Raw genomic sequence first — 14186 nt, forward strand, 5'->3', positions numbered from 1 at the left:
GGGGCCGACCCGGAGAGCTTCGCCGTGCTCGGCGCCGACGCGGCCGACCTCCTGCGCCGGGCCGTCCCGGCCGTGCGGGTCGCCGACTCGCTGGCAGCCGTACGCGCCATCGGCGCCGACGCCGTGGTGGTGCCGTGCTGGACCGCCGGAGGCGAGCACGGCCGGGCGGCGGACGCCGACGTGCCGGGGGCGACGCACCGGTTGACCGAGTCGCTGTTGCTGCGGTTGCAGGAGTGGCTGGCCGACGAGGAGCTGGCCGGCACCCGGCTGGTGGTGCTGACCCGGGGTGCGGTGAGCACCGGCGTGGACGACCGGATCGGTGATCTGGCCGGGGCGGCCTGCTGGGGGCTGGTGCGGTCCAGCCAGACCGAACACCCGGACCGGATCACCATCGTCGACCTCGACCCGACCGGTACGGACGACCTGACCGGGCTCCTTGCCCGGGCGGTGCGGTGTGGTGAGCCGCAGCTGGCCATCCGCGACGGCGCGCTCCATGTGCCGCGCCTGGCGCCGGCCCACGCCACGGCGGGTCTACCCCTACCCGACAACGACACCTGGCGGTTGGAGACCACCTCGGGCGGCAGCCTGGACAACCTGCGGCTCGCGCACTGCCCCGACTACGCCGCACCCCTGCAACCGCACGAGGTCCGCGTCCGCCTGCACGCCGGCGGCGTCAACTTCCGCGACGTCGTCGTCGCCCTCGGCATCGTCGACGACCCCCGCCCCATCGGCGGCGAAGGCGCCGGCACCATCACCGAGATCGGCAGCGCAGTCACGAACCTGCACGTCGGCCAACAGGTGATGGGGCTGTTCAACGGCATCGGCCCCCATGCCGTCACCGACCACCGCCTGGTCACCCCCGTCCCGGACGGGTGGACCCTCACCCAAGCCGCCACCGCACCCATCGCCTACCTCACCGCCTACTACGCCCTGCACGACCTCGCCCACCTCCAACCCGGCGAACACCTCCTCATCCACGCCGCCACCGGCGGCGTCGGCCACGCCGCCATCCACGTCGCCCGCCACCTCAACGCCCACATCCACACCACCGCCCACCCCACCAAATGGCCCACCCTCCACGCCCTCGGCATCACCGAACCCCACACCGCCAACTCCCGCACCCTCGACTTCGAGGACCACTACCGCACCCACACCCCCGGCATCGACGTCGTCCTCAACAGCCTCACCGGCGAACACCTCAACGCCAGCGGCCGCCTCCTCACCCCCGGCGGACGCCTCCTCGACATGGGCAAGACCGACATCCGCGACCCCAGCACGTGGCAGGCGAATCATCCCCACACCACCTACCAGGCCTTCGACCTGATGGACGCCGGCGAGGGCCGCATCGCCACCCTCTACCAAGAGCTCCGACCGCTCTTCCAGGACGGCACCCTGCCGCCCCTGCCCACCCGCAGCTACGACATCCGCCACGCACCTGCCGCGTTCCGCTACCTCGCCAACGCCCGCCACGTCGGCAAGATCGCCCTCACCCTCCCGCCAGCACCCGCCGCCCCAGAACCCCACCAACCCATCCCAGCCACCGGCCTCGAATCCCGCCCATCCGCGCCGGCCAACCTCGACGGCACCACCCTCATCACCGGCGGCACCGGAACCCTCGCCCAACACGTCGCCGCCCACCTCGCCGCCCGTCACGGCGTCCGCCACCTCCACCTCACCAGCCGCCAAGGCGCACACCACCCGAACGCCGCAGCCCTCATCCACTGGCTCACGCAGCTCGGCGCCACCGTCACCATCACCGCCTGTGACACCGCCGACCCAGCCCAACTGAGCCAGGTCATCGCGCACATCGACCACACCGGACACCCCCTCACCGGCGTCATCCACACCGCCGGCACCCTGCACGACACCACCCTCAGCAACCTCACCTCCGCCCACCTGCACGCCACCCTCCAGCCCAAGACCGACGCCGCCTGGCACCTCCACCACGCCACGAAGCGCCGCCCCCTGACCCACTTCGTGCTCTTCTCGGCGTTCGCCGGCACGCTGGGCACGGGCGGGCAGGCCGGGTACGCGGCGGCGAACACCTTCCTGGACGCCCTCGCCGAGCACCGGCGCGCCGAGGGGCTGCCGGCGACCGCGCTGGCCTGGGGCTACTGGAACGACACCAGCGCGATGACCGCGCACCTGACCGAGGTGGACCGGGCGCGGATGGCCCGGGCCGGCAGCCTCGGACTCGACACAGAGGAGGGCCTGGCGCTCCTCGACGCGGCCCTCACCCACACCCACGCCAGCCTCGCCCCCGTCAAGCTGCACCTCCCCACCCTCCGCAACCAGCCGCGCATCCCGGCCATCCTCACCGCCCTCGCCGGCACGCCCACCCGCCGTGCGGCGGCGGACGGCGGCGACGCCGGGGCATCCCTGGCCGACCGCCTGGCCGGCCTCGGGGCGGACGAGCGGCGGGCCGCGCTGGAGGAACTGCTGCGGACCACGGTGGCGGTGGTCCTCGGTCACGCGACGGCGGAGTCCATCCAGCTCGGGCGGGCCTTCCGCGACCTCGGTTTCGACTCGCTCACCTCGGTGGAGCTGCGCAACCGGCTGAGCACGCTCACCGGCCTGCCGTTGCCGGCGACGCTGGTCTTCGACCACCCCACTCCGGCGGCCGTGGTCGGCTATCTGGCCGGCCGCCTGCCCGGCGGGGCCGAGTCCGCGCCGGCCGTCCGCGGGGTGCGGTCACCGGCCGCCGACGAGCCGATCGCGATCGTGGGGATGGCGTGCCGCTATCCCGGCGGGGTCGGCAACCCGGACGAGTTGTGGGAGCTGCTCGTCACCGGCACCGACGCGATCGGGGAGTTCCCGACCGACCGCGGTTGGCGGGTGGACGGGCTCTACGACCCGCGACCGGAGCACGCCGGCACCACGTACGCGCGGGAGGCCGGGTTCATCGCCGGGGCCACCGACTTCGACGCCGCCTTCTTCGGGATCAGCCCCCGGGAGGCGACCGCGATGGACCCGCAGCAGCGGCTGCTGCTGGAGACGGCCTGGGAGGCGGTCGAGCGGGCCGGCATCGACCCGACCACGCTGCGCGGCACCGCCACCGGCGTCTTCACCGGCCTGGCGTTCGACGAGTACGGGCCCCGGATGCACGAGGCGCCGGAGGCGTACGAGGGGTTCATGCTGACCGGCAACACGACGAGTGTGGCGTCCGGGCGGATCGCGTACGTGCTGGGGCTGGAGGGACCGGCGGTCACCGTGGACACCGCCTGTTCGTCGTCGCTGGTCGCCATGCACCTGGCGTCGCAGGCGATCCGCAACGGCGAGTGCGACCTGGCCCTGGCCGGCGGCGTGACCGTCATGGCCACCCCCGGCATGCTCATCGAGTTCAGCCGGCAGCGGGGGCTGGCCCCGGACGGCCGGTGCAAGCCGTTCGCGGCCGCCGCCGACGGCACCGGCTGGGGCGAGGGCGTCGGCCTCCTCCTGCTCGAACGCCTCTCCACCGCCCAGGAGCGCGGCCACCCGGTCCTCGCCGTCATCCGCGGCTCGGCCGTCAACCAGGACGGCGCCAGCAACGGCCTCACCGCACCCCACGGACCCTCCCAGGAACGCGTCATCCGCCAGGCCCTCACCAACGCGAGGCTCACCCCCGCCGACGTCGACGCGGTCGAGGCGCACGGCACCGGCACCACCCTCGGCGACCCCATCGAGGCCCAAGCACTCCTGGCCACGTACGGGCAACACCGGCGCGACGACCAGCCACTCTGGCTCGGGTCGATCAAATCGAACATCGGCCACACCCAGGCCGCCGCCGGCGCCGCCGGCGTGATGAAGATGGTCCTCGCCCTCCGCCACGGCCTGCTCCCCCGGTCGCTGCACCTCGACGCGCCGAGCCCGCACGTCGACTGGACCGCCGGCAACGTGCGGCTGCTGGACGAGGCCGTCGAGTGGCGGCGGAACGGGCACCCGCGCCGCGCGGGGGTGTCGTCGTTCGGCGTCAGCGGCACGAACGCGCACGTGATCCTGGAGGAGGCGCCCCCGGCGGAGCCGGCCGCCCCGCCGGCCGTCGACCCGTGGGACGGGTGGGTGTCGTGGGTGCTGTCGGCGAAAACCGAGCCGGCGCTGCGCGCGTACGCCCGGCGGCTGGGCAGCTGGCTGGCTGGGCAGGAGGACGTCACGCCGGCCGCGGTCGGGGATGCGCTCGCCCGCCGGGCGCGCTTCCCGTACCGGGCGGTGCTGGTGGCCCGCACGCGCGACGAGTTCACCGCCGCGCTGACCGCGCTCGCCGAGGGCCGGCCGCATCCGGTCGTCGTCACCGGCACCACCGGGGACGACAGCGGCCGGACGGCCTTCTGTTTCACCGGTCAGGGCAGCCAGTACGCCGGCATGGGCGCCGACCTGTACGCCACCAACCCGCTGTACCGGGAGGCGTTCAACCAGGCCTGCGAGGCGTTGAACCCGCACCTGGACCACCGCCTCCAGGACGTGGTGTTCGCCGAGCCCGGCAGCGACCTCGCCGGGTTGTTGGACAGCACCGCCTACACCCAGCCGGCCCTGTTCGCCGTGCACATCGCCCTGCACCGCGTGGCCACCACCCAACTCGGCCTACGCGCCGACTACCTCACCGGACACTCCCTCGGCGAAATCACCGCCGCCCACCTCGCGGGGGTCCTCAGCCTGGACGACGCCGCCCTCCTGGTCACCACCCGCGCCCGGCTGATGAACAGCATCACCACACCCGGCGCCATGATCGCTCTTCAGGCGAGCCGCGAGGAGGCCGACGAACTCATCGCCGGCCACACCGGCGTCACCATCGCCGCCGTCAACACGCCCCACACCGTCGTCATCAGCGGCGACCGAGACGTGTGCGAGCGGCTGGCCGCCCAGTGGCGCGAACAGGGCCGCAAAGCCACCGCGTTGCAGGTCAGCCACGCCTTCCACTCACCCCACATGGCCGCCATCACCGACCAGTTCCGGACCGTGGCCGCCGGACTCACCTACGCCCCCTCCCTGCCGGTCGTCAGCAACGTCACCGGACAACTCGCCGACCAGCTCACCGACCCCGACTACTGGGTTCAGCACATCCTCGCCCCCGTCCACTACGCCGACGGCGTCACCACCCTCCACGACCAGCACGGCGTCCGCACCTTCCTCGAACTCGGACCGGACGCCACCCTCACCGCGCTGCACCAGCAGACGCTGAGCGACGTCGTGGCGGTTTCCGGCCTGCACAAGGACCGGCCCGGCCCGCGTACCCTGCTCGCGGCCGCCGCCGCCGTCGGCGGCCGCCCCGCCGGCGACCACCCGCACCTGGACCTGCCCACCTACCCGTTCCAGTCCACCCGGCACTGGCTGTCCGGCACCCACCGGACCACCCCGGCCGACCTGGGGCTGCACCCCACCCGGCACGCGGTGCTGACCACCCGGCTCGACCTGGCCACCGAGGGCGGCACCGTCCTCACCGGACGGCTGGCCGCCGGCACCACCTGGCTCGACGACCACCGGGTGCTCGCCACCCGGCTGCTGCCGGCGGGCGCCCTGCTGGACCTGGCGCTGCACGCCGGCGCCAGCACCGGGCACCCGTACCTCGCGGAGCTGACCGTGCCCGCGCCGCTGCCCGTACCGGACGGACGGGTCGTGCAGGTGCAGGTCGCCGTCGCGGACGCCGACGACGCCGGCCGGCGTACCGTGACCATCCACGCACGGGACGCGGAGAGCGAGCCGGACGCGGCCTGGACCCGGCACGGCCACGGCATCCTCGGCACCACCGCGCCGACCCCGCCGCCGGCCGCGCCGGTCTGGCCGCCGGCCGGCGCCGCGCCGGTCGACGTCGCCCAGGTGTACGCCCGGCTCGGCGCGGCGGGCTACCGGCACGGGCCGGCGCTGCGCTGCCTGCGGGAGGCGTGGCGGCAGGACGACGCGCTCCTCGTCGAGGTCGCCCTCGACGAGGCGCAGCGGACGGAGGCCGCGCGGCACGCGCTGCACCCGGCGCTGCTGGAGGCGGCCCTGCACCCGCTGCTGGCCGACCTGCGGGACCGGCGCCCCGACGCGACGCCGACGGTCACCGGATGGTCAGAGGTGCGGCTGCTGGCCGCCGGCGCCACGGCGCTGCGGGTGCTGCTGCGACCGGTCGGGGACGGCCGGTTCACCGTGGCCGGCTACGACCCCGCCGGTCAGCCGGTGCTCACCGCCACGCTCGCCACCGGGTCACTGCCCGTCGACCGGCTGGCCACCACCGGGCCCGCGCCGCAGCTGTACACCCTGGCCTGGGAGCAACGGCCGGTCCCGGACGCCGCGCCGGCCCCACTCGGGGCGGCCGGGGAAGGCGACGACGAGCAGGCGTACGTCGATGCCGCCGGCAACGTGTGGGCGTACCGGACGCCGGAGGCGGAGCTGGTCGACCCGGCCGGGGCCGCCGGCCGGGCGGTGGCGCTGCTCGGCGCGGCGGTCGGCGGTCCGGACGGGCCGCCCCTGGTCGTGCTGACCCGGCACGCCGTGGCGGCACTGCCCGGCGAGGACCCGCGTGACCTGCCCGCGGCGGCCGTGTGGGGAGCGGCGGGCGCGGCGCAGGCCGCCGAGCCCGGCCGGATCGTCCTGGTCGACACCGACGGGCATCCGGAGAGCGACACCGTCCTGGACCGGGCGGTGGCCGCCGCCGTCGCGGCCGGCGAGCCCCGGCTCGCCCTGCGCACCGGCACGATGCTCGTACCCCGGCTGGTCCGCGCGGCCCTCGACGCCCCGGACCCCGTCGGCTTCGGCGCAAACGGGACGGTGCTGGTGACCGGGGACGCGCGGGCCGTCGCGGCGGCGCGGGACCTGATCACCCGGCACGGGGTACGGCACCTGCTGCTGGCCGGCGCCGTCGACCCGGGCCCGGCGGTCGGGGAGCTGACCGGCCTCGGCGCCGAGGTCACCGTCGCCGGCTGCGACACCACCGACCCGGCCGTCCTGGCCGGTCTGCTCGCCGCGGTCGACCCGGCCCGCCCGGTCACCGCCGTGCTGCACGCCGGGGGCGACCCGGCGACCGGGTGGGCGCTGCACGAGGCGACCCGCGGGCTCGACCTGGCCGCGTTCGTCCTGCTCTCCGACGTGACCGGCACGCTCGGCACCGCCGGGGCGGGCACCCGGGGCGGCGACGCGGCGTTCCTCGACGCGCTGGCCCGGCACCGGCGGGCGTACGGCCTGGCCGGAGCCAGCGTGGCCGGCGGGGCGCCGGACGCGCCACGGCCGGACGGGGTGGTGCCGGCGCCCGCGTCGGCCTCGCTGGGCCCGGCCCTGGACAGCGGCGCGGCGGTGGTGCTCGCCGGCCGGTTCGACGCGCCGGCCGGGCCGGTGCCCGCGCTGCTGCGGGGGCTGTTCCCCGCCGGGCTGCGGGAGGCCGCCGCCGAGACTGGCCCGCTGACGTACGCCGAACGGCTGGCCGCCCGGCCGGCGGCGGAGCAGCGGCAGGCCCTGCACGACCTGGTGCTGGGGGCCGTGGCCACGGTGATCGGGCTGGAGTCGGCGGAGACGATCGACCCCGGGCAGGCGTTCAAGGACCTCGGGTTCACCTCCCTCGCCGCGGTGGAGCTGCGCAACCGGCTGGGCGCGGCCACCGGCCTGACCCTGCCGGCGACGCTGGTGTTCGACCACCCCACCCCGACGGCGGTGGTCGAGCACCTGCGGGAGCTGGTCTCCGGGGTGCCGGCTGCCCGCGCCGCGACGCCGGTCCGGGTGGCCGCGGTCGACGAACCGGTGGCGATCGTCGGCATGGCCTGCCGCTACCCGGGCGGGGTCGGCTCGCCGGAGCAGCTGTGGCGGCTGGTGATCTCCGAGGGCGACGCGATCAGCGAGTTCCCGGACGGGCGGGGCTGGGACGTCGAGGCCATCTACGACCCGGACCCGGGTACGCCGGGGACCACGTACACCCGGCACGGCGGATTCCTGGACGACGCCGCCGGCTTCGACGCGGCCTTCTTCGGCGTCAACGCCCGGGAGGCGGCCGCCATGGACCCGCAGCAGCGGCTGCTGCTGGAGACCGCCTGGGAGGCGGTCGAGCGCGCCGGCATCGACCCGGCCAGCCTGCGCGGCACCGCGACGGGCGTGTTCACCGGGGTCATCGACAACGACTACGGACCCCGGTTCGACGAGGTGCCGGAGGACTACGAGGGCTACCTGATGACCGGGGCGACCAGCGCGCTGGCGTCCGGCCGGATCGCGTACACGCTCGGGTTGGAGGGCCCGGCGGTCACGGTGGACACGGCGTGTTCGTCGTCGCTGGTGGCGATGCACCTGGCCGCGCAGGCGATCCGGAACGGCGAGTGCGACCTGGCCCTCGCCGGCGGGGTGACGGTGCTGGCCACCCCGGGCGGCTTCGTGGAGTTCAGCCGGCAGCGGGGCCTCTCCCCGGACGGCCGGTGCAAGCCGTTCGCGGCGGCGGCGGACGGGTTCGGCTTCGCCGAGGGCGTCGGCCTGGTGCTGCTGGAACGGCTGTCGGTGGCCCGGGAACGCGGCCACCGGGTGCTCGCCGTGGTGCGGGGTTCGGCGGTGAACCAGGACGGGGCCAGCAACGGGCTGACCGCGCCGAACGGGCCGGCGCAGGAACGGGTGATCCGGCAGGCCCTGGCCAACGCCCGCCTCACCCCGGCCGACGTCGACGCGGTGGAGGCGCACGGCACCGGCACCACCCTCGGCGACCCGATCGAGGCCCAGGCGCTGCTGGCCACGTACGGGCAGCAGCGCCGGGACGACCAGCCGCTGTGGCTCGGGTCGATCAAGTCGAACATCGGGCACACCCAGGCCGCCGCCGGGGTGGCCGGCGTGATCAAGATGGTCCAGGCCCTGCAGCAGGGGATGCTGCCCCGCTCGCTGCACATCGACGCCCCCACCCCGCACGTCGACTGGGACAGCGGCAACGTCCGGCTGCTCGACCGGGTGGTCGACTGGAAGCCGAACGGGCACCTACGGCGGGCGGCGGTGTCGGCGTTCGGGATGAGCGGCACCAACGCCCACCTGATCATCGAGGAGTTCCCGGCCGGGGCCGAGCCGGTCGCCGTTCCCGTCCTGGACGGGTCGGACGGGCTCACCGATCTGCCCGGTGGTGGCTGGGTGCCGTGGCTGCTGTCCGCGAAGACCGACGCAGCCCTACGCGAGTACGGCCGCCGGCTACGCGACTGGGCCGCCGACGCGGACGGCATCGACCTGGCCGCCGTGGCCCACGCCCTAGCGGGCCGGTCGGCGTTCCCGCACCGCGCCGTCGTTCTCGGCCGCACCCTGGACGACTTCACCGACGCCCTCACCGCCCTGGCCGACGGCACCGACCACCCCAACCTGACCGTCGGCGAGGCGGGTGACAGCGGGAAGGTCGGATTCATCTACCCCGGGCAGGGCAGCCAGTGGCCCGCCATGGCCCACCAGCTCTACCGCACCTCCGCTGTCTTCCGCCACAGCATCGACGCCACCGACGCGGCCCTGCGTGACCTGGTGGACTGGTCCCTACGCGACGTCATCCTCGAAAAGCCCGACGCCGCCAGCCTGGACCGGGTCGACGTCGTCCAACCCACCCTGTTCGCCGTCACCACTGCCCTCACCGCACTGTGGCGGCACCACGGCATCACCCCCGACGCCGTCATCGGCCACAGCCAAGGCGAGATCACCGCCGCCCACGCCGCCGGCGCCCTCACCCTCAACCAAGCCGCCAGCCTCATCGCCCACCGCGGCCGAGCCCTCACCACCATCGAAGGCACCGGCGGCATGCTCGCCATCACCGGCCCCACCCCCGAAGAACTACCCACCCTGCTGGAACGGCTCGTCCCCGAACACCTCGCCGACCTGCACCTCGCCGCGCACAACGCCCCCACCAACTGCGTGCTTTCCGGCAGCTCCACCGCCATCGAGGCCGCCCACACCGCCCTCACCGACCACGGGCTGACGGCCAGGATCATCCCCGTCAGCTACGCCAGCCACTGCCCCCACATCGACCCACTCCACACCGAACTGACCGGCGTGGCCGTCGACCCCCAGGCCAGCGACACCGCCTTCTACAGCAGCACCCGACACACCGTCCTGCCCACCACCCAACTCACCACCGACTACTGGTGGGAAAACCTCCGCCAACCCGTCCACTTCCACCCCACCCTCCAGACCCTCACCGCCGACGGACACCACACCCTCATCGAAATCAGCCCCCACCCCCTGCTCGCCGCCACCATCGACGACGAGTCCACCACCGTCAGCCACACCCTGCGCCGCGACACCGACCCCTGGCACACCCTCCTCACCAACACCGCCCACCTGCACACCCACACCACCCACCCGATCACCTGGACCCGGCTGCTCCCGGCCGCCAGGACCCACACCACCCCGCCCACCTATCCCTTCCAGCACCAGGCGTACTGGCTCACCGGGCGGCGCACCCGCCGGTCGGACGGACCGCAGCACCCGCTGCTCACCGACCAGCTGGCCACCCCGACCGGACAGCGCCTCCTCACCGGCCGGCTCTCCACCCGCAGCCACCCGTGGCTCGTCGACCACGCCATCACCGCCGGCTGCCTGCTGCCGGCGACCGCGTACGTGGACCTGGCCCTGCACGCCGGGGCCGGCACCGGGCACCCGCACCTCGACGAGCTGACCCTGCACCAGCCGTTGTTCCTCACCGAACAGCCGACCGACGTGCAGGTCACGCTGGACCCGCCGGACGAGGAGAACCGGCGTGGCCTGACCGTCCACTCGCGTCCCTCGGGAAGCAGCGACGAGACCGCCTGGACGCATCACGCCACCGCGACCCTCGCCGCCGCGCCCACGGACCCCACGCCGGCCGCCCGGCCGGAGTGGCCGCCCGCCGGCGCCGACCCGCTGACCGTCGACGGGGTGTACGAGTGGCTGGCCGAGCTGGGCTACCGGTACGGGCCGGCGTTCCAGGGGCTGCGCCGGGCGTGGCGTGCGGGTGACGACCTCTACGCCGAGGTGACGCTGCCGGAGCCGCTCCGGGGCGACGTCGACCGGTACGGCGTGCACCCGGCGCTGCTCGACGCGGCGCTGCACGTGCTGGCCCTCGCCGCCGACGGTGACGTGACCCGGGTGCAGCTGCCGTTCGTCTGGTCCGGCGTACGGCTGCACGCCACCCGGGCGACGAGTGTCCGGGTGCACCTGGTGCGTCGGGGCGGGGACCAGGCGGCCCTGGTCGTCTACGATCCGGCCGGCCAGCCGGTGCTGGACGCCCGGTCGCTGGTGCTGCGGGAGGTGCCGGTCGAGGGCGCGGAGCGCGCCGGCGTACGGGTGGATCCGCAGTGGCTGCTGCACGTGGACTGGCTGCCGATCGACCCGGCGGAGGGCGTCGAGGTCGGCCCGGTGGCGGTGCTGGACGACGACCCCGACGCGGTCGAGCGATGGTCGGCGGCGTTCGGGACGGTGTCGGCGTACCCGACGATGGCCGCGCTGGCCGGGGCCGTCGCGGCCGACGGCCCGGCGGCGCGGACGGTCGTGCTGCCCTGGTACGGCGCCGGGCCGGCGCTCGACGGCGGGGACGTCGACGTGCTGGCGGCCGCCCACGGGTCGACCGAGTCGCTGCTGCTGCGGTTGCAGGAATGGCTGGCCGAGGAGGCCCTGGCCGGCACCCGGCTGGTGGTGCTGACCCGGGGTGCGGTGAGCATCGGGGTGGACGACCGGGTCAGCGACCTGGCGGCCGCCGCGTGCTGGGGCATGCTCCGCACCGGGCTCGCCGAGCATCCGGACCGGATCACGGTGGTGGACCTGGACGGGAACTCGGAGAGCATGGCCGCCCTCGGCCGCGCGGTGGGGTCGGGTGAGCCGCAGCTGGCCATCCGCGACGGCGGTCTCCATGTGCCCCGACTCCAGCCCGCCCACCAGACGGCGGGTCTACCCCTGCCCGACAGCGAGGCCTGGCGGTTGGAGACCACCTCGGGTGGGAGTCTGGACAACCTGCGGCTCGCGCACTGCCCCGACTACGCCGCACCCCTGCAACCGCACGAGGTCCGCGTCCACCTGCACGCCGGCGGCGTCAACTTCCGCGACGTCGTCGTCGCCCTCGGCATCGTCGACGACCCCCGCCCCATCGGCGGCGAAGGCGCCGGCACCATCACCGAGATCGGCAGCGCAGTCACCGACCTGCGGCCGGGACAGTCCGTCATGGGCCTGTTCAACGGCATCGGCCCCCATGCCGTCACCGACCACCGCCTGGTCACCCCCGTCCCGGACGGGTGGACCCTCACCCAAGCCGCCACCGCACCCATCGCCTACCTCACCGCCTACTACGCCCTACACGACCTCGCCCACCTCCAACCCGGCGAACACCTCCTCATCCACGCCGCCACCGGCGGCGTCGGCCACGCCGCCATCCACGTCGCCCGCCACCTGAACGCCCACATCCACACCACCGCCCACCCCACCAAATGGCCCACCCTCCACCGCCTCGGCATCACCGAACCCCACATCGCCAACAGCCGCACCCTCGACTTCGAGAACCACTACCGCACCCACACCCCCGGCATCGACGTCGTCCTCAACAGCCTCACCGGCGAACACCTCAACGCCAGCGGCCGCCTCCTCACCCCCGGCGGACGCCTCCTCGACATGGGCAAGACCGACATCCGCGACGCCGATGCCTGGGCCACCGACCACCCCGGAACCACCTACCAGGCCTTCGACCTGATGGACGGCGGCGAAGACACCATCGCGGCCCTCTACCAACGCCTCCAACCCCTCTTCCACGACGGCGCCCTCCCACCCCTGCCCACCCGCAGCTACGACATCCGCCACGCCCCTGCCGCGTTCCGCCACCTCGCCAACGCCCGCCACGTCGGCAAGATCGCCCTCACCCTCCCCCCACAGACCGCCGTGGCGCCGGGCAGACCCACCTCGGCCGTCACCGCTCACGGCACCACCCTCATCACCGGCGGCACCGGCACCCTCGCCCAACACGTCGCCGCTCACCTCGTCACCCACCGGGGCGTCCACCACCTCCACCTGCTCAGCCGCCAGGGCCCCCACCACCCCGACACGGCCCGCCTCGTCCATGAACTGACCAGCCTCGGCGCCACCGTCGCCGTCACCACCTGCGACACCACCGACCGGGATCAACTCGTCGAGGTGATCGGCCACACCGACCGGACCGGACACCCCGTCACCGGCGTCGTCCACACCGCCGGCGCACTCCGGGACACCACCCTCACCAACCTCAGCCCGCAGGACCTGCACGCCACCCTGGCCCCCAAGGTGGACACCGCCTGGCACCTCCACGAAGCCACCCGGGACCGCCCCCTCACCCACTTCGTCCTCTTCTCGTCCAGCTCGGGGACCATCGACACCCCGGGCCAGGGGAACTACGCGGCGGCGAACGCATTCCTCGACGCGCTCGCCCAGCACCGTCGCGACCTCGGGCTGCCGGCGACGAGCACCGCGTGGGGCTACTGGACGCAGAAGACCGGGATGACCGGCCATCTGACCGACGTGGACCGGGCGCGGATGGCCCGGGCCGGCAGCCTGGGCCTGGAGACCGCGGAAGGGCTCGCGCTCCTCGACACCGCCCTCACCCACACCCACCCCAACCTCGTCCCCGTCAAGCTCCACCTCCCCACACTGCGCAACCAGCCGCGCGTGCCGGCCATCCTCACCGCTCTGGTGGGCAACCCCACCCGGCGTGCCGCCGAGGAGCAGGTGGCGGGTGGACGGTCGCTCGCCGAGCGGCTCGGGGCGCTGCCCGCCGCAGATCGGCCCCGGCTGCTGCTGGACCTGGTCCGCGGTCACGTGGCGGTGGTGCTAGGGCAGGGTTCGCCGGCGTCGGTGCCGGAGGGCTCACCGTTCAAGGACCTCGGCTTCGACTCGCTGACCTCGGTGGAGCTGCGCAACCGGCTGCGTACGGCGACCGGGCTCCAACTGCCGGCCACGCTGGTCTTCGACCACCCCACTCCGGCGGCGGTGGCGGAGTACCTCGCCGGGCAACTCGCCCCGGCGGAGCCGGCACCCCCGACGTCCGTACTGGCGGAACTGGACCGGGTGGAGGCGGCGCTGGCGGTGGCCGCGCTGGACGACGCGCAGCGGCGCCGGGCGGAGACCCGGTTGCGGGACCTGTTGCGCCGGTTGGACGCCCTGCGGCCGGCCGGCGCGGACCTCGACGACGTCGTCGACCTGGAGTCGGCGACCGACGAGGAGCTGTTCAGCGCGCTGGACAAGGAACTCGGCGGTTCCCCGTCGTGACCAGATTGATGATCGCTTCTGCCGGCTCCGACCAGGGGGAC

Annotated in this window: 1 protein-coding gene (only partly in view); it reads left to right on the forward strand. The window is 74.7% G+C overall.

From position 1 onward, the window contains the following. On the forward strand, nt 1-14145 hold the 3' portion of the coding sequence (locus ACGFI9_RS02705) for an SDR family NAD(P)-dependent oxidoreductase (RefSeq protein WP_393174129.1). 3660 nt of this gene lie to the left of the window's left edge; the window shows 14145 of its 17805 coding nt (coding positions 3661-17805); the start codon falls outside the window, past its left edge; it ends in the stop codon at nt 14143-14145. Nucleotides 14146-14186: the final 41 nt, after the last annotated feature.

Origin of the sequence: Micromonospora sp. NPDC048930 (assembly GCF_043197935.1) — a bacterium.
GTDB lineage: Bacteria > Actinomycetota > Actinomycetes > Mycobacteriales > Micromonosporaceae > Micromonospora.